This window comes from Paenibacillus sp. FSL H8-0175, assembly GCF_045040615.1.
Lineage (GTDB): Bacteria > Bacillota > Bacilli > Paenibacillales > Paenibacillaceae > Paenibacillus_AQ > Paenibacillus_AQ odorifer.
In genome coordinates this window covers 5,289,159-5,307,073 of record NZ_CP150299.1, presented here as the reverse complement: position 1 = coordinate 5,307,073, position 17,915 = coordinate 5,289,159, and the positions used below count along the sequence as shown (strand labels likewise).

Sequence of the window (17,915 nt, the reverse complement as noted above, 5' to 3'; positions counted from 1 at the left end):
AACATTGGGGCTAGACGCTCCCAACTGAAACCTATGATGGAGTTATCCAAAACCTTGATTTAAGATATGCCTATGATCTCATGACTGGCGTCAGGTTTACAGGTGGGCTAGGTTTGACGCTTACCTTGAAGCGACACGAAGAATGCATCTTACGATGGTTTCATAGTCGTATGACGAATGGCTTCCTTGAAGTTATTAACGGGCTCATCCAAGCGGTAAAGAGAAAAACGCGGGACTACCGTAATGTCCAAAACTTGATTGCGATGGTGTACATGACAGCGAACAAGCTTAGACTCCCAACGCTCGCAGCTCGTCGAGGGCAGTACCCCTCCCCTTTATACAAGGGAGTTAAGAATCTATTAAAACAAATAAGATATTGTGACCCTCCGGTTCCGAGGTCTATACATACATAGAGGCTCTTTTTTTCTTCGCAGATGAGGCTAGTGATTCTGGTTTTTCAGACCCCACTCCAGCAACTCATACCTTGAATTCTCGAAAATGCCCCCACCAAAACTAAGAAGAACAAGAACGTCCGTTTCTATCAACTGAAGGTTGGATCTTTAGTTCACCCTGTAATAAGAAAGGTTTTGTTTAGAAAAATGAACTCCTGAAGTTGAATCATTAATTATACAGATCCTTCTGGTTCCTCTCTCGGAATTTGCGGGGGGATTCACCGATTACACGGGTAAACAGAATGGAGAAATAATTGGGGTTGTCGTATCCAACCATTTTGGCGATCTCCCATACCTTCTTGTTGGTACTGGCCAATAGTCTCATGGCTTCTCCCATACGGCGCTGAATTAAGTAGTTGATCGGTGAGATTCCGAAATTGTTCTTGTATATGTGAACCAGATAATAGGAGTCGATATGAAAAAATTGTGCCAGGTCCATAAGGCTTAGCTTGCGTCTGTAATTAGTGTCTAAATATTCTTTGATTTGATTGGCAAGCGGGGATTTCCCTTCCTTTGTAGTATGATGCTGCAAAAGAAGCATGCGTTCAAGCAGGAGCAGGATAGCTTCTAATAAATGCTGAGAGATCTGTTCATAACCACTATTTCGCAGCGAAAACTCGCCAAATAATGTCTTCATCAGCAAGGACAGCTCATTTGAATAATGGTTCGAACGAATGACTGGTTCTCGGTCGGGTTGAATGACCCAATCACGTTGTTCGGCAATAGGAGAGTTGAAGCGAAATCCGCAGTAATAGGTAAACAATGGTTTGTCTGGATCAGACTGCTCCTCATGCAAAATCCCCCGATTATAAATCAATACATCCCCTTTTTTTGCAGTATAGGCCTTACCATCAATCACAAACGAACCGATTCCGCCTTCAATAAAAATAACTTCATGCAAATCTTCATGCTTATGAAGCGCAAATTTCCACTCCGGGTTGTCGCTTAACTTACCAGCGTAAATCAGCTTGCTGTTGTAGGCGAAAGAAGTATGGGTTAATAATAAGTCGTTGCTCTCGCGCATAAGACACCTACTTTCAAACATTATTGATTGGATGACATTATAATGACAAGATATATCATATTTTACCGAAAGACAACAACAACCTTTATTGTTCCCCGTTCGGTTCATTTGTAAAATTGATATGAGGATAAGAAGAGATTTTAAGCGAATGGATGTGGTGACATATTGATACTTGACCACGGCGCGGTTCGCCATACCTGGGAAGAGAAAGGATACGTGCACATGCGAAAAGCAGTTCCGTTTTTCTACGTGTTGCGTTTTGAAGCGTGGAGACAAATGGAGAGTCAGCCATTGACGGGTTCCTTGAATCATCATCAGTATATCTGGGACATCCGGTCTATGCCACGGATATATTCGGCATTTGCCGTTATCTTGAATACTCCCGCTATCTGGGTGGAGTTTTGCAGTGCGAAATCGACGGGTATCCTAGACTCTTGTCCGTTAATATAGACGGAAGCAGTATTAACATGCAAGATGGAAATCGAATTTTAGCTCTTGAAGCCAACCTGGCTGATTTAATTATTATTGACCAGCGGCGATTGCGGATTACGAGTTATACGGATAGAGATTGGTTCCCCCTAAGGTATATTCCGGCTCAAGAGAACAATCATGCCTTGATCAAACAGCGGGAGCAGCAATATCTCGAGGGGCAACATCCCCCGGCTTTTCTTACTGAACTTGGTCAACAATTGCTCGGCCACCATCAGTGGGGAACAGAGAAACAATAGAGTGAAGGAGGAGATAAAATGTGGGTTTTACTAGGGTTGCTGATCTGGACGTTTCTTTGCAGTACGATTCTGATATCCGCCAGCTATGCTATATCACTTGATGACAAAACATCCCAGATATAAGTTCAAAAGATCGATCTATTAAGCAATATATATAATAATTATGTATCACTTGGATCATAAACAAGTTGGATAAGCTGGAGGTTAAAGACCTCCTGAATTTCGAGGACTAAGGACTTAATTCAGCAGTTAAATCCGGATACTATCAATGTGGCTAAAGGCGGAGCTTCCGTGATGCTTCTCATTAAAGATATTGAGAAATCTCATGTATTTACTGCAGGAGATGTACTGCTTGGCAATGTCTCCAAGAGGGGGATTGGATTGTTATAGCCGGAAGCGGCGAAGTTAGAACGGAAACGCTTGCCAATGCCAACTGGCCTTGCGAGAATGAGAAGTCTCCATCGTGGGGATGTTTTTATTCTGATAAGAGATCTTGATAGCGTTAACTGTTAAATCTAATGTGAATTATCAAGTTACCCCTAAGGGCTTCGATAGAGGAATCAATATGCAGTAGGTACATGTTTTACGGTCCAAAATATAGATATTAACCAATAATTCAATAGGTGAGATATTCCGTTTAAACGGAATATTTCACTATTTTTTGTTATAAATTACCTTTCAAGTAGAACAACAGAAGCCTGATGCTATTAATATTTCTGCTATTTTCTCCTCATTCTGTGCACTACAAATGCTTGCAGGAGGAAGACTAAAGGTTGGAAAGGAATACCAGTCATATGTATAGCGTTTGCGAATGCCATTAATCTTAATCAAAGTCAAAAAGATGATCGCCATGAATGTAATGGAATGGTACGGTACTTAAGAAGCTTGGGGTAGAATTACCCAGCAGGCCGAGCTTGCTGCTAAGACAAAGACTGTATACTCGTTGTGAGTTACAGTCTTTGTTTTTGTGTAATCAAAATTCATTTTAGCCATTTCGAGAGTACTTAGCTACTACTGATGTAAGTTATCATTTAATAAATTTATAACGCCACCACTGAGCAATATATGCAAGTGATACTAAGTTAATCATTGATAAAAGATGTTCGCATATATATAATACAAACAAATGTTCTTTTATAGGTGTTTGCTAGACTTACTGTACAAATTATCAGGAGGATAATAGATGAAAAGAAAAATAGATGGGGATTTATTGGATAAAGAAAATATTATATTACGTACAAAACCTAAACTTACTAGGGTTCAATTACTAGTGATAAAAAGTGCCATAAATAAGTCTATTGAAGATCATAGTCCATTATGGTTAAAAGTATTTTATCCTAATTATGATAGAGTGCTACACGGTATCGTAATGACTGTAGATTATCAGTTACAACGAATTGAATTGAGAACTATTGGAGATCAATCAGAATGGATAAAAATAGAGGATATCTTAAACGTAATTGAATCGAAGGGCTAGGCCTTAGTTTGTAATTTTGGGTTGATATAGAATTGTAGTTGAAGCAACTGAAGATGATGATTTGACATTAATGGTAGGTGATTAAATGGGTGAAATAGTGAAAAATCAACATTATATTCCACAGAATGTTCTTAAACATTTTGCTGATAAGGGTAAAGTTTCTGAAGTGTTGGTTGAAAAAAAATGCCGATCCGTACCAAATCCCTTATCGAAATTCTATGTCAGAACGCTTTACAAATGAGCATTCACAATTAGCGACCAACGCAATAGAAAACTTTTTTCAAAAAATTGAGGATGACTTTGGGCCAGCTATTGTTGAAGTATTACGTTTACTAAGGCAGGTTGATTGTGGTGAGGGGAAATTAAGTAGTGTTGAAGAGTATATCCGTTCCTACCTTAATGCAATAATAATTTATTACTATCGAAGTGGTGCGTTATTGTATGAATTTGAACATGAGACTACAAGTAAAGAGAATCGGATTTCAACGATGCTTAACAAATTATCGAATACGAATTACATAAACAATCTTAGCGAAACTATCAGAAAATATTATGATTTTGCTATTATTAGAAGCAAATCTGGGAATTTCTTAATCAGCGATCAGTACATCTCTACAGCTGCATTAAGAATTAAAAGTAGATTCTCTGATATTAGTAATAGACATTTAGGACTTATTGAGGTTCTAATATTAGTACCTCTTTCCAATGAGTATTATGCAATTTTCTATCATGGACATAAACCAGAATATATTCGACCTCAATCCATAAATTATCTTACTGACGAACAAGTACTCGAAATTAACAAAGTTATCATAAATAATTCCTATAAAAAATGTGTTGGGAAAGAAAAGAGTACACTTCAAGAGGCCCTACCTTATTTTGAATGGCGATCTCCTTCTGCAATTTATATTGGCCACAACTCTGGCAAAGTAAGTGGATCAACACTAAAAAATGAAGTCTTCTTTTATGAGAAGGAGAAGAGAGCTTGGGAGCTTTTTACTGATCCTATGCATTTTAGAGACTTCAATAATTTGGGCAGAAATGACTATTGTGGTTGTGGGAGTAATAAAAAGTTTAAGCTATGCTGTTTTGAATATTATGTGGAAGTCAAACGAATATGGAGAACTATTAATGATAAAAATCTAGTATTTAAAATCGGAGTACATCCACGTGCGCAAGTTGAAGAAAGTATATTTTCATTTTGAGTTGAGAAAAGTGAAATCAAGTATACTTTTATTGATAGGCGTAAGTTTATGGTTCTGATCTTTTAATTAAGCGTTGAGTTTTATGATCTTATACCTATTTGAGCATTTTGCATAATTCAATTTTCGATTCTAAGGTCGTAGTCTAACCACTTCCAAAGCCCCGTTTTGTGATTTCGGTTATAAATGGTCAGACGGGCAGAATTTCGGAGAATCATAAATTTTAAGCGGCGTTTTGGACTCGTTGCTTCGCAATGGCAAGTGCAGCAGCAAGTAACACAATCGCATTTAAATATTGGTGGGTTGTTACCTTTTGAATCCCCCAGACATGGAGCTGGTCTGCGGTTAAATAGGTCTTCATTCGAGAATTACAGCGTTCTACACTGGTCCGTTTATTGTAAAGCTCCTTCCAGCCTCGGCTTTCTCGATGCGGTAGAGCGTAACGTCTAAGATCCGTTTGGCTGTCAACTTTGACCACCATTCCATAATTAGAGGACGAACAAGCGGCCATGCCTAAAGGACAATTCACATGTCCTGTCGCATGTGGACAACGGAATTTCAAAGATGTCTTCTCTTGCCCCCAATACGTCATGGGAAAGCCCATCGAACAACAGGGCGTACCTTTGCGCGTAATTCCTGCTGGCGGTTCCTTTTCATTCCGTGGATTCAGCGGAATAATGGCTTGTGCCTTGACGTTCCGGGCTCCCTCGTAGTTTTTCATTTGGTCGTAGCCCGCATCCAGCATGAAGAATTTCACTTTGGATTTTGCAGCAGCCAGCGTCGTGAGTGCAGGCCCTTCGTCTCCGTCGTTCACATGGGCAGGGGTTACCTTCAGTGCCATCGGAAGTTCACTTTTGGCATCGACGGCCAGATGCAGCTTATAGCCAAACCACTTGATTTTATTGCCGAAGGTGTCAAACTTTGCACCCCAGTTGGCATTGCCAGTGAGCTCGCTTTTTCGCTTGGGTTCTTTTTTCTCGTAAGCGTGAATGGATGCGCTGTCGATGGCGACATGAGTGCCGTCGATGATTCCAGCTTCTTGGCACTGAGTCACAAGATCCTCAAACAACTGCTGGGCAAGGCTTTTCTGAGTCAACTCGGTAAAAACCCGGCTTAGAGTGGAAATCGAAGGGGCAGGGATGTCTAGCCGAAGTCCACATTGGTAACGGAAACGAAGGTCAAACTCCAGTCTGCGTGCGAGGCCAGTGAACGTATCGATGTTCTCCAAGGGAGCCGCGAGTAAGGCACGAAGAATGCCTTGCCGACAGTGCCCCTCCGCTCCTCGGGGTGAAGGTTTTCTCAATTCTCTCGCATAAGGACGCAGGTCGAGAGCGCTGAAAAAGATGGGAAGACGTTCTTTGGAATCCATTTTTTGAAGCTCTTCAAAGGAAAATAGACTTTCTTGGAGAATATACAAAGGGGGCTTCCTCCTCTTGAGTGTTTTGGTTTCGTCACCAAAAAACTTCTCCAAGTTGGGGTGAAGTCCTTTTTTATATCCAAAATTCCTTTGTGTAGCAAGGACTTAGATTAATGCAAAATGCTCAAATACATGCCCTGCTTAATTTTCTTCCGCATTTCCCTTGCGAATCTGAAATCTTCCTTATAACGAATGGGTAGGGTCCATAGATTGTCCCCTTACCGTCTTTGGAAGTGAAATGAGCAGGATCGTAAGGCTCTGCTCATATTTTTCTGCTAACATTTTTGCTAACATGGCTGCATATCCAAATATCTGAACGCAGAGAGTGTGGAACACAAAAAAGGTTCTGTATATCTGGGAATCACATTCAAACACACAGGACTCAGGGTAATAACACTCCTTTTCAGAGCTTGTCTAATCACAAGCTCTGGAGGGAGTTTTTTAATATGTAAGATTTCATGAACCGCCGTATATCAAACGGTACGTACAGTGAAATGAGAGATCCGAGCCCATTGATTACTGTCGAATAACATCTTAATTTGTTGTATTATTGATTAATCTAGTTTTCAAGAACCAAGGAGGGTTAAAGTTTGCTTACACTGAGAAGAGCCGACCCGGGTCAAAGTAAAAAGCTCAGTCTTACATCGCTGCTTACGGGCTTGGTTACGCTGGTGGTTCTACTAACCTCAAGCATCCTTCTGATTGGCTCTTACGAGTCCAAAAAACAGTCCTTGATGGAGACTACACTCCATCTGAATTACTACAACGCTGACCGAATGACCAAAACAATGGATTCCTTATTTCAGTCCATGCGCAGCAGTTTGGAATACAGTGCTGACACACTCTCCGATGACGAAACCTCAACGCCGAAGCAAGTGGATGATAATTTGGAACTGATGCGCAATAGTAGCAATTACTTCAATTCTATCGCCGTGCTCGATGCCGACGGGCTGATCCGCAATGTAGTACCGGCTAGTTTGGGGTCAGTAGGAAACCATATTACTTCTAAGGTCGGTTTGGAAGCTCTGGCGTTAAAAAAACCTTACATATCCTCCCCCTACATGACCCAAACCACCAATAGACTAATCGTTTTTATGAGTCAGCCGATTTTTAGCAAGAATGGTACATATCGCGGTATTTTGAGCGGCACATTTTATCTGCAGGAGAACAATATTTTGTCTATGATTTTTGGCGACAATAACGTGGACGATTCTGGCTCCTATTATTATATTGTGGATTCCAGCGGGCATCTGTTGTACCACCCGGATAAGCAGCTCATTGGGGAGGATGTCAGCAATAACAAGGTTGTGCAGAAACTCATGAATGGGGAGAGTGGGGAACAGCAAGTGCGTAACACCCGTGACGTTGAAATGCTTGCCGGATACTCCAGCGTTCCAGCCAACGGATGGGGAATTGTGGTCGTTTCGCCGATTAGTGTCATCCATCATCAACTGATGGGGCACCTTCGGACCATTCTCTGGTATTCGTTGTTTCCGTTCATTATCCTCCTGATGGGCGTCATTCTCGTAGCACGCAAGCTGGCCCGGCCTTTTGTGTACCTGGCAAATCTGGTGAGCAGGATGGGCAAGGAGAAGATTGAATTGCCAGAAGCGAAGCCGCAATGGAGCCGAGAGGCAGATCTGCTGACCAAGGCTGTGTTGCTTGCCGTGACGGATATTCAGAAGCAGACGGATCAACTGACCCAAGAGGCTACGACGGATGCTCTGACCGGTTTAATGAACCGGAGATCGTTAGAGTATACGATGAGTCAGTGGATTGACTCAGGACAACCGTTTTCGCTCATTGTACTGGATGTAGACAAATTCAAACTCGTGAACGACACTTACGGTCATCTCATCGGCGACGAAGTGCTGAAACATGTAGCCAAAGTTATAGTTACCTCGGTTCGTCCAGACGATGTTTGCTACCGCTACGGCGGTGAAGAGTTCATCATCTTGCTAGCCCACACAAGACCTGAGGAAGCTTTCATCATAGCTGAAAGAGTCCGGCGGGCAATGGAACAAAGCAGGGGGCCAATCGAGACACAGGTTACAATCTCTCTAGGAATCGCCCATTATCCTTTTCATACATTGGAGCGGGAGGGGCTGCTGGAGAAGGCGGATCAGGCGTTATACTTGGCCAAGAGCAGGGGAAGAAACCAGACTATGGTCGCTGATGTTTGAAACAATGGCTCGAAATATAGAAGCATATAAACCTCCTTTGCTATATCTGACTAAATCAGATGAAGTAGAAGGAGGTTTTGTCAATGGCTATACGTTTAACAAAAGTTAAAAAGGCAGCAATAGCAATAATGGAAGAAGCATTAAACAGTCTATCAATTAGAAGAAAGCGAATAACCTCAATGAACAAGCAGTCCTTGATTACCCATACATATCAATCTACGTTTCAAACATCTACCCGACACTACAGAATCAGATGATGAGTTTAGCCGTCAACTACGCTCATTTGCGCATATCCTGTTGTGCTGTACGTGCTAGCCCGAGCCCCATATGCAGTGTTTGAATTCAGTTTAGTGAGATATAGTTTTCCACCTTGCGGTAAGTTATTTGCATAACCTACATCCGAACCAGTGTTAAGATTTGTGAAACCGGCATTATAGCTTGTCCCTGGTAAAGAATCACCTATCATTGTGACTCTATTAGCGCTGGAATAAAAGGTGTAAAACGGTAGTGACGCTCCAGAATTTGAGGGTTCAAATAAGTAGACAAACCCAACATAATTCGCGGCTAGGGTATGAAAATCATAAGTTTGAGGCTTAGTTAACTGTTCTTTTCGTACATCTTCTTTCAATTTAGGAACATCCCAACCTGGAAAAAGGTCCGAAAATTCTGGAAGTTCTACTAACATTCCATCGGGCAACTCATAGCCAACCTGACCATCAACAGTCCAAGAAGTACTGTATATTATAGAATTCCTTGCATTCAAGATGTCGTCTTTCCATTCCGTAGGAGCTGCGTCAACATCCTGATAAGCGAGCTTCTCTTCCGACAGGGAAGCGAAGTAGTTCTGCTGATTACTTGCAAGCGCAAAGCTTGGAGTGAGGAGGAGGAGGAGAGCCAGGGCCGAGAAAACAAAGAGAGATTTCTTTTTCATTAATTAGTAGCCTCCATTCTAAAATTGGGAATTTGGTTTTTCGTTCAACGTGAAAGTATTCGTTAATTGTTCATCGGAATTGCCTCCGTTTCATTAGTGTTAAACTATGAAAATGCTTCTTCATAATATATATGTCTTAATGTATCGAATTGGGGACAAAGATTTTCAAAAATATCCCAATATTGTTTTTGTGGGTGATAAATAGGATAAAATATTTCTATTTTATAGATTTGACATGAATTCAAGACAAATGTAGAATATCATTGTAGACAGTTGTCTTAAAGGAGTTGATTAATAGAAATAATGAGAAAATTGCCAGATGCAGAGTTTGATATCATGAAAGTTGTGTGGGCCAATGATTCACCTATAACGACTAATGTTATTATGCAACAGCTTGGAAATGATAGGAAATGGAAAGCGCAAACGGTCATTTCTCTTATGTTACGGTTGGTTGAGCGTGGCTTTATTCGAACTGAAAAAAAGGGAAAAGAGCGCACTTATTTCCCTTTAATTAACAAAGAGGAGTACCTGAAATTTGAAACAGGCGACTTTATGGAGCGTTTTCATGCGAATTCATTCGTTAGCTTGGTTGCTACGCTATATGCTAGTAACAAAGTAAAGGACAGTGACCTCGATCAATTGGAAAATTGGCTGAAAGATAAGAGGGAGTGATATGCAGGGATTTTTAGTTACCGTGCTCCAATGCTCTGTATCTATGTCATTGCTGACGCTTGTGTACGCGGCAATACAGCCCTTTATATCCAAACGATATGTCGCAAAGTGGAATTATAGGGTTTGGCTGCTGCTTGCGGTAGGCTGGATATTCCCCTTTCGTCCACAGATTGACCTATTAGTTCTCCCTGTGACCATGCCGGATCTTCCTGCAACGCTTGTTCCATCCATAATCCGTACTGTCCCCTTAATGGACTTTGGGGATAGGGGGGATGCTTGGGCAACAATCTCTTTATGGTGGGTGCTTACAGCGATTTGGGGGTGCGGTATTGTAATCATAATACTGTATCATGCTCTACGGCATAGTCGTTTTATGAAGACGGTACGTCGTTGGAGTGATCCTGTAACCGATGCGAAGGTTCAAGGGATTTTAGACAGTGTAAGGTCGGAACTCGGGATTAAAAAGCATATAGGTTTATGCGTATGTGAAAGCGTTACAAGTCCTATGTTCATTGGCTTTATACAGCCTGTCATTTTACTGCCGCGAGTGAAACTATCAGATGATGAAGTGTATCTAATTCTAAAGCATGAGTTGATTCATCTTAAACGGCATGACCTCTGGTGCAAGGCCATGATCTTGATTGCAACCTCGTTTCATTGGTTCAATCCAGTTGTCTATCTTATGGCAAAAGCGGCAGCGGAACAATGTGAAATCTCTTGTGACGCATTGGTTTTACAAAACGCAGATCATCAACGGCGAATACAATATGGGGAAATCATTATTACTGTTGCGAGGAATGGGGCGAAGCTCCAAACAGCATTATCAAGTAATTTTTATGGAGGGAAAAAAGGTTTGAAAAATCGCATTTCTTCAATCATGGACCTAAAAGAGAAGAAAAATGGTGTTCTATTCCTTTGTGTGGCGCTGATAGCAATTATATGGATAGGGTCCGCGTTAACCGTTTCAGCTAACGCAGATGAACCTCAAGCATCTACTACTACCGAAGTTGTTACTTCGTCGTATGACAGAAATGACAATATTGATAGCGATAGTGAAATTGTTAATGAGGTAACACGCCTCAAAGAGCTATTGCGCCGCTATGCAAATAACCTAGGATATAAATGATGAATAGGAAGAAGGCAACCTTTTAGAGGGTTGCTTTTTTATTTTTAATTTTTTTTGAAAAAGTGTTCCTATTATCTGTTTATAGGGTAGTATTGAAATACCAATATTTATATGTTTATATAAAATTATAACTAAAGTAGATTGTATTTCATAAAAAGGAAATGGTGGTGAGAAGGCGGTGCTAAATGATAATCAACGTCGCACCATAAAAGTATTATACGGAAATGTATAGTTCATTGTTGGCATATGCACAAAGCAAGTTGAATGACCGCACACTGGCCGAAGAAGCCGTTCAGGACACATTTAGAATCGCATGTGCTAAAGCCGACAAATTTCTATTTTGTTCCAATCCGAAAGGCTGGCTATTTAATACATTAAAGAATGTTATTAAAAACAAAGTTCGCAGTCGGGCATACCTTAAAAATATAGTAGTAACTTCATTCGAAATAGATGAAAACGTTATCTTTGAGGATAGTGACGTACTTGATGTTGACTTTATATTTTCTGACTTAACCAATATTGAAGACTATAAATTACTTAAAAAAATTACTCTGGAGAAGTATTCAATGATGGAGGCGGCTAATGAAATTGGGATTTCTGTAGAGGCCTGTAAAAAACGGGTTCAGCGAGTAAAGAAGAAGTTAAAAAAAGTTTTGAAAAACATAGTTTAACCAGCCAGCAATCATGAAAATAATATAAGTGTTCTGGCGCAAAAAAACAGTGGCGCAGCAAGTATTGTATTCAACCTTGTTATGCAGGAGAGGTTACGGCTATCGTGGAGCTGCTTAATAAGCAGAGAAATGGATAGGACCGGTAACATTTGTTCATCATCTGAAGGATGCGTTCATTATGCCTGGTGTACATGATAACCATGTATTTTTTACCGGTTACATGTCCATGCACCGTGGAGTGGATCTGACGAATGTCGCTACAATCCAAGAGGCTTTAGAGTTGCTAAAACAAGAGGCAAAAAAAACCTTATAGCAAAATGTATACGCTTACGGGTGGAGTGAAGAGTGTTGGGGCGAGCTTCCGGGGCAAAGCTTATTAGACGAAGCTTTTACTGACAGGGCTGTAATCGCCATTAATTTGACGAAAAGCTATTGTTGGATGAACAAGCTTGCCCAGGATAAGTATCAGTTTCTCCCTAACCAATGCAGCGCGGAATCACGCGCCCGTCTCCTTCATGACATGATGCAGGATCAGGAATTAGTCAGACAAGAGTTTTTGGACTTTGTCCGAATGCTTGCTAAGCGGGGTGTAACTTCGATAAAAGATATAGGCTTTGACAGGCATAGCGGTTTGCTGCCGGTCCTTGAAGAGCTGGAAGCAGCGGGAGAGCTGCCGTTGCAGGTCCATTTCGCGCTTGGATGCTTATATGGCTGCTGTGGCCGGAAAAGAAAATGAAAGCCGGTTTTATAATTACAAGTCCATGCTTGAGGCCAATGTTCCGATTACGATGGGTAGAAATGGAAACGGTTAAACTTAAAATAAAATGGTCCCTTCCTCATAGTTATACATTGATTTTTCTGATTATCGTGGCTATTGCCGGATTAACCTGGATTGTCCCGAGCGGCCAATTTGACCGCCAGGAAGTGCTGGTGGATGGTTCCTCGAGAACAGCCATCATCCCGGGAACCTATCATACCGTTCCTAAAATCAGTGAGCAAGGGGATTTGAGACAAGGATTTGCCCAAATTGCCAGTGCGCCGTTGGAGGGAATCATCAATGCTGCTGATGTCGTCGCCTTCGTCCTGATTGTAGGGGGAGCTTTTAGAATTATTCTGCAGACGGGGGCGATTGACCGGGCACTGATGGCTTTAGCCGGAAGACTCAAAAGTGATTCCGATAGCCATGGTGATTTTCAGCGGTATTCCAAAATGATATTCTAAACCGCCAACACTTCATCAAGGAGAACGATGGGATAGAAGTAAGTTTCTCGAATCGGGATAAATTAATTATTGGCGGCTTCATCTTTACTTTGGGGCTTATTGTCTGGGGAATACTGAGCAAAGGCTGGTATATGACCGAGATCGGAGCGCTTTTCTTTGCACTTGGTATTTTTTCGGGGATTGTAACCCGGGTGAGTCAAAAGGAAATTGCCGAGAATTTTGTTAAAGGTTGCGGAGAATTTATCTACGTGTGAGTTGTAATTCATCTTGTCAGCGTTTGTAACGATTTTTGGCACAAGTATCTTAGTCCTGATGGTCAAGAAACCCTTGATTTATCAGGGCTTTTTTAATGGTTTTCCTTGAGTATTATTAAAGATACTCTAAATGGCTAAAACTGATTTTAGGTTCAAAAGCTCGTGGATCAATTGTTGGCACAAATCGTAGTGTGGAGGTACAACTACGAAAAATACATAATCTTAATCAAACGGATTTTGCTAATAAAATCGGTGTTTCTCAAGGCAGCCTTAGTGATTTGGAATCTGGAAAAGGTAAGCCGGCAGTAGAGACGGTTTTCTCAATTTGCTCTGAGTTCGGTTGTTCTTATGAATGGCTTTTAACCGGGAAGGAGCATTCAACTATTGGTGAATTAAGTGGTACAGTAGTGGAGTTATTGCAGACTGTTAAGGGGCTTAACCCTAGAGAACAGCTAGAACTGTGACAGATCGCAAAAATTAAGCGTGATTTACTGTAAAGATGATCAAGCGGAAATAAAAACGTAAAATTGAAATTTTGACGTAGTTTTACATCTTCACATCCAGATGTCGAAGCAGCAAATGGAAGCAGTATATTGTTACCAGACCTATACATGGAATACCACATGAAGCAGACCAGATTGCCCGCCGCCATAATAAGTGAACACTGCGTTGCCGCCAGTATTCAGTTGGGGCAGGACTTCGCTCAACGTTCCCCCCATCTCTGTTTCATGCTTCATAGAATCGCCCTTGAAACCGTCAGTTTGGCTAATTGTATTATTTTTTACGTATGAGGCAACAAAATCAGTGAGCTCTGCTACTGTTGGATCGTTCAACATTTGCCGCAGAAAGGCATCAAACGGAATGGACTGACCGTCACAAGCATAATTACTCAATCGCGCAGCTTCCCGTCAACTTGAGCCATGATTAGTGAATTCGCACCATGTTATGCGGAGGGCCCCCTGCCTATTGATAATAAGGGACGGAATCCGCTAAATAATCATGCTCTGTCTTGACACCGGACTGGAGCAGCCATATGGTACAAGTGACAAGAACATACAAACATAGGGAGATTCATGCTCAAGAAGGGGGAACTATGAATACATTCACAGCCTATGGCCGTACGATCCGGCAGCAGATCGCCGGCAGGTATTACCGGATATCCATCAAACAGAGGATTCTGTTTTCGTTCATCGTGCTGATTACGCTGTCCATCGGTGCAATGGGCAGCTTCTCGTATTGGATTGCCGCGCAGGAGATCGAGGATAATGCCTACGCCGGCAGCCGGGAGACCGTAAGCAAGACGGCACAGCTGCTGGATTCCCGCCTGAATGATGTGGCGCTGTCTGTGCAGTCCCTGATGCTGAGCGATGCGTACCGCAAGATGATGCTCGATGTGTTCAGCCATGATGTGTCGAATTACTATGTCCATCTGTCGGATCTGCAATATGTGCTCTCCCAGGTAACGTTCAATCAGCCGATCATCGAAAACGTGCTGATCGTTACCCCGATTGGCGATTTCTATTCCACTACGCAGATCCGGGCGCAGGATAACTCGTTCTACGGCTCGGAATTATATGATCTGAGCAAGGAGCGGCCGGGCGGCTACTGGGCCAAAGGACATTATGACCGGTTGTTCACGGGCAGCCAGCGGGTGGTCTCTTTCGTAGTCCGGGGGATTTATGAATACCCTTACACGCCGATCAGCAATGTATTTATTGTGGTCAATATCAGGGAGAGCCGGATAGATGAGCTGCTGAATACAGGCGGAGAACAAGCAGGGAGAAATTATTATCTGGTGAGCGGGGAAGGAGAGGCGGTGGTGGAGTCCCGCTGGCCGTTCCGGGGCAGGTTCCCCTGGAAGCCGGTGCTTGCCGAAGCCGGGAAAGCGGCCGATCCGCAGGACCACTACTACAGCTATGGCGGCAAGAAGTATCTGGTTAATTATACAAGCTCAGCGGTATCACCCGACTGGATCATCTCCGGCATGCAGTCGCGGGACCAGCTGCTGGGCAAGCTGCAGCGGGTGCAGCGCATTACCCTCTATGTCATCGTTGTTTTCCTGCTGGCCACCTGGCTGATCTCCAACCAGCTGACATCTGTGCTGCTGAAGCCCCTGTTCAAGCTGCGGCGGCTGATGCGCAGAGTCGAAGAGAACCAGCTCAGCGTGGTGTATGAGAGCCGTTATGAGGACGAGGTTGCCCAGGTCGGCTTTCAGTTCAACCGGATGATGTCAGAGATTAAGACGCTGATCGCGGATGTGAAGACCAAGGAGGAGGACAAGCGGCATGCAGAGATCCGCGCGCTTACGGCCCAGATGGAGCCGCACTTTCTGTACAATACACTCAATACCATCTATTGCAAATCGGTCATGGGGGAGAATGACGATGTAAATGAGATGATCCTGTCGTTGTCGCAGATGTTCCAGATCGGGCTCAGCGGCGGCAAGGATCTGATTACCCTTGCGGATGAGCTGTCCCACGTGCGGCAGTATTTCGCTATTCAGCAGAAATGCTATGAAGGTCTGTTCGAATACACGGTGACGGTAGAGGATGAGGCACTGCTTACCTGTCTGATGCCCAAGATTATCCTGCAGCCGGTGGTGGAGAACAGCATCCAGCATGGATTCAGCGACCGGACTTTAGGAGGCAGGATAGACATCACGGTCAGCCGGGAGCAGGGGCTGCTGCATATTTGCATTACCGACAATGGACGGGGACTTGATGCTGTACGGGTCAAGCAGGGGATGCTCAGTGCTCCGCAGTCGAGGAAAGGTTATGCCCTGTTCAACATCAGGCACCGGCTGGCGCTGTATTACGGGGACGAAGCCCGTATGGATGTGGGCGGCGAACCAAGTAAGGGATCACGGACGGATCTGTGGATTCCCTCAGAAGAGGAGAGATGAAGGATGGACCGGAAGCTGGAGCTGGAAAGGTTCAAATTATGTGTAATCGACGATATTAAAAGTGTGGTGGAGATGGTCTCGAGCAAGCCGCCATGGCAGGAGCACGGTATTGAGGTAGTCGGTACAGCGCTGGACGGTGAAGCGGGGCTGCAGATTATCCGCGAGACCCGGCCGGACATTGTGCTGACTGATATCCGGATGCCAAGAATGGACGGCCTGCAGATGACCCGGGCGATTCTGGAGGAACTGCCGGACTGCAAGATTATTATCCTCAGCGCCTACTCGGAGTTCTCTTATGCCCAGGAAGCCATCCGACTAGGGGCGCTTGATTTCGTCAAGAAGCCCTTTTCCCTGAACGAGATTGTGCAGGCTGTGCTGAAGGCCAGGGAGTTGTGCCGGGAGGAGCGTCAGGAGACCACCAGACTTGCTGTGATGGAGGCCAAAATTAGAGAAAGTCTGCCTATTCTCCGCCAGGAATATCTCATCTTCCTGCTGCACCACCAGACGACAGAATCGGATGCACGTTCCCGCTGGGCCTATCTCGATATCCCTCTGGACCAGCATGATTTCTTCGTGTTTGTCGCCGAAATCGATCATTTCACGGAGAAGCTGAGCGGCCAGCCTGTGCAGGAGGTCGAGCTGCTGCGGTTCAGCCTGCATAATATTCTCGAAGAGACGATTTCCGCCTGGACCCGCGGCGTTATCATCCGGGAGGCGACAGACCGGTACGTCTGCATCATGAACGGCTCGGACCCGGATACGGCCGCGCTGGTTACGGAGGCCTGCTGCACGAATGTAAGCCGATTCTCCCGGCATACGCTTTCCATTGGCGTGGGGCTGGGCGTAGCGGCGATCCAGGAGCTGGGTGTAGCGTACAGGCAGGCGATTAGCGCGCTGGGTTATCATTTCTACACCGGAGGAAACGGGGTCTACATTTACAGCAATATTGAGAATAAACCGCTCGCACTTCACAGCTACTCCGCCGCCGTTGAGCAGGAGTTACTGTTCGCCCTGCGTTCCGGCAATTCTGCCAAAAGCCTGCAGATGCTCGATCAACTATTCGCGGAGCTGCTGGACAGCGGGCTTTTGCCTGAGCCGTGTTATGTGGAAAGCGTCGGCTATGAGCTGGGCTACAGGATCTGCCGGGTCCTGCTGGAGCAGTTCCCCTACGGGCAGGTGGAGCCGCTGGAGCGCAGGATTACCGTCATGAAGAACCGGGTGCATCCTTCCCTGCAGGATATCCGGGACCTGCTGTCCGGGCTGTGCCGGGAGGCCTGTGCGCTGGTTACGGAGGTCCGTTCCCTGGAGTCCACACGGATTATCCGCCAGGCCGCCGCTTATATCGATAGCCATCTGGATACGGGGCTGTCGCTGGAGCAGGTGGCGAAGCAGATTAACCTCAGCCAGGGGTATTTCTCCAACCTGTTCAAGAAGGTGCAGGGGATTTCGTTTCAGCAGTATGTGATGCACGAGAAGATGGAGAAGGCTAAGGCGATGCTGATCAGCGGCCGGCAGGTTCAGGAGATCGCCCAGGATCTCGGGTATGAGCACAGGCGCTATTTCAGCGAGGTGTTCAAGAAATATACCGGAATGACCCCGTCCGAGTTCAAACTGCATTATCTTGGAAAAGAATAAAAATGCGCAGGGGAGGCATG

19 protein-coding genes are annotated in these 17,915 nt (G+C 44.1%); 15 read left to right on the top strand and 4 right to left on the bottom strand.

Features of this window, described 5'->3' with window-relative positions:
* Positions 1-80: 80 nt before the first annotated feature.
* A complete protein-coding gene (locus tag MHH46_RS23600) occupies positions 81-413 on the top strand; it encodes a transposase (protein WP_081387827.1) in 333 nt (110 codons plus the stop codon).
* 208 nt (positions 414-621) lie between these two features.
* Here the strand turns inward: MHH46_RS23600 and MHH46_RS23595 are convergent, their stop codons facing one another.
* On the bottom strand, positions 622-1,476 hold the full coding sequence (locus MHH46_RS23595; RefSeq protein WP_076191869.1) for an AraC family transcriptional regulator: 855 nt from the start codon (positions 1,474-1,476) through the stop codon (positions 622-624).
* A 266-nt stretch (positions 1,477-1,742) separates the two neighbouring features.
* On the opposite strand from MHH46_RS23595, the gene MHH46_RS23590 reads away from it, so the two are divergent.
* From MHH46_RS23590 to MHH46_RS23580, 3 genes are all read left to right on the top strand, one after another.
* Complete coding sequence (locus tag MHH46_RS23590; RefSeq protein WP_179086285.1) at positions 1,743-2,204, top strand: hypothetical protein; 462 nt, start codon at positions 1,743-1,745, stop codon at positions 2,202-2,204.
* A gap of 1,183 nt (positions 2,205-3,387) precedes the next feature.
* The gene (locus MHH46_RS23585) at positions 3,388-3,681 is read left to right on the top strand and encodes a YolD-like family protein (RefSeq protein WP_076191864.1); all 294 of its coding nucleotides are present in this window, start codon (positions 3,388-3,390) and stop codon (positions 3,679-3,681) included.
* A 125-nt stretch (positions 3,682-3,806) separates the two neighbouring features.
* Positions 3,807-4,886 (top strand): DUF4238 domain-containing protein, encoded by a 1,080-nt coding sequence (locus MHH46_RS23580; RefSeq protein WP_081387825.1) that lies wholly within the window; start codon positions 3,807-3,809, stop codon positions 4,884-4,886.
* A gap of 220 nt (positions 4,887-5,106) precedes the next feature.
* On the opposite strand, the gene MHH46_RS23575 is transcribed toward MHH46_RS23580, so the two are convergent.
* Positions 5,107-6,300 (bottom strand): transposase, encoded by a 1,194-nt coding sequence (locus tag MHH46_RS23575; protein ID WP_076191862.1) that lies wholly within the window; start codon positions 6,298-6,300, stop codon positions 5,107-5,109.
* Between the two features lie 590 nt (positions 6,301-6,890).
* Here MHH46_RS23575 and MHH46_RS23570 point away from each other — a divergent pair.
* Complete coding sequence (locus MHH46_RS23570) at positions 6,891-8,483, top strand: sensor domain-containing diguanylate cyclase (protein WP_076191859.1); 1,593 nt, start codon at positions 6,891-6,893, stop codon at positions 8,481-8,483.
* Between the two features lie 262 nt (positions 8,484-8,745).
* On the opposite strand, the gene MHH46_RS23565 is transcribed toward MHH46_RS23570, so the two are convergent.
* On the bottom strand, positions 8,746-9,414 hold the full coding sequence (locus MHH46_RS23565; RefSeq protein WP_036683328.1) for a hypothetical protein: 669 nt from the start codon (positions 9,412-9,414) through the stop codon (positions 8,746-8,748).
* A gap of 303 nt (positions 9,415-9,717) precedes the next feature.
* On the opposite strand from MHH46_RS23565, the gene MHH46_RS23560 reads away from it, so the two are divergent.
* The 8 genes from MHH46_RS23560 to MHH46_RS23525 all read left to right on the top strand — a co-directional run bounded on the left by MHH46_RS23560 (position 9,718) and on the right by MHH46_RS23525 (position 13,822).
* Positions 9,718-10,086, top strand: a complete 369-nt coding sequence (locus MHH46_RS23560; protein ID WP_036683325.1) for a BlaI/MecI/CopY family transcriptional regulator — start codon at positions 9,718-9,720, stop codon at positions 10,084-10,086.
* Position 10,087: 1 nt separating this feature from the next.
* A complete protein-coding gene (locus MHH46_RS23555) occupies positions 10,088-11,212 on the top strand; it encodes a M56 family metallopeptidase (RefSeq protein WP_076191857.1) in 1,125 nt (374 codons plus the stop codon).
* A gap of 224 nt (positions 11,213-11,436) precedes the next feature.
* Positions 11,437-11,883: an RNA polymerase sigma factor gene (locus MHH46_RS23550; RefSeq protein ID WP_076191854.1), complete on the top strand. Its 447-nt coding sequence runs from the start codon at positions 11,437-11,439 to the stop codon at positions 11,881-11,883.
* A gap of 178 nt (positions 11,884-12,061) precedes the next feature.
* Positions 12,062-12,196 (top strand): hypothetical protein, encoded by a 135-nt coding sequence (locus MHH46_RS23545; protein ID WP_256715948.1) that lies wholly within the window; start codon positions 12,062-12,064, stop codon positions 12,194-12,196.
* Positions 12,197-12,301: 105 nt separating this feature from the next.
* Positions 12,302-12,619 (top strand): hypothetical protein, encoded by a 318-nt coding sequence (locus MHH46_RS23540; protein ID WP_405132520.1) that lies wholly within the window; start codon positions 12,302-12,304, stop codon positions 12,617-12,619.
* Between the two features lie 62 nt (positions 12,620-12,681).
* A complete protein-coding gene (locus tag MHH46_RS23535) occupies positions 12,682-13,104 on the top strand; it encodes a hypothetical protein (protein WP_076191848.1) in 423 nt (140 codons plus the stop codon).
* Positions 13,098-13,358, top strand: a complete 261-nt coding sequence (locus MHH46_RS23530) for a hypothetical protein (protein WP_305954154.1) — start codon at positions 13,098-13,100, stop codon at positions 13,356-13,358. Before MHH46_RS23535 ends, MHH46_RS23530 begins: the two co-directional genes overlap by 7 nt.
* Before the next feature lie 191 nt (positions 13,359-13,549).
* Positions 13,550-13,822 (top strand): helix-turn-helix transcriptional regulator, encoded by a 273-nt coding sequence (locus tag MHH46_RS23525; RefSeq protein WP_076128874.1) that lies wholly within the window; start codon positions 13,550-13,552, stop codon positions 13,820-13,822.
* A 141-nt stretch (positions 13,823-13,963) separates the two neighbouring features.
* Here the strand turns inward: MHH46_RS23525 and MHH46_RS23520 are convergent, their stop codons facing one another.
* Complete coding sequence (locus tag MHH46_RS23520) at positions 13,964-14,251, bottom strand: hypothetical protein (RefSeq protein ID WP_036683320.1); 288 nt, start codon at positions 14,249-14,251, stop codon at positions 13,964-13,966.
* A 200-nt stretch (positions 14,252-14,451) separates the two neighbouring features.
* On the opposite strand from MHH46_RS23520, the gene MHH46_RS23515 reads away from it, so the two are divergent.
* Both MHH46_RS23515 and MHH46_RS23510 read left to right on the top strand, forming a co-directional pair.
* Positions 14,452-16,260, top strand: a complete 1,809-nt coding sequence (locus MHH46_RS23515) for a sensor histidine kinase (protein WP_076191845.1) — start codon at positions 14,452-14,454, stop codon at positions 16,258-16,260.
* A 3-nt stretch (positions 16,261-16,263) separates the two neighbouring features.
* Complete coding sequence (locus MHH46_RS23510; RefSeq protein WP_076191843.1) at positions 16,264-17,895, top strand: response regulator; 1,632 nt, start codon at positions 16,264-16,266, stop codon at positions 17,893-17,895.
* Positions 17,896-17,915 lie beyond the last annotated feature (20 nt).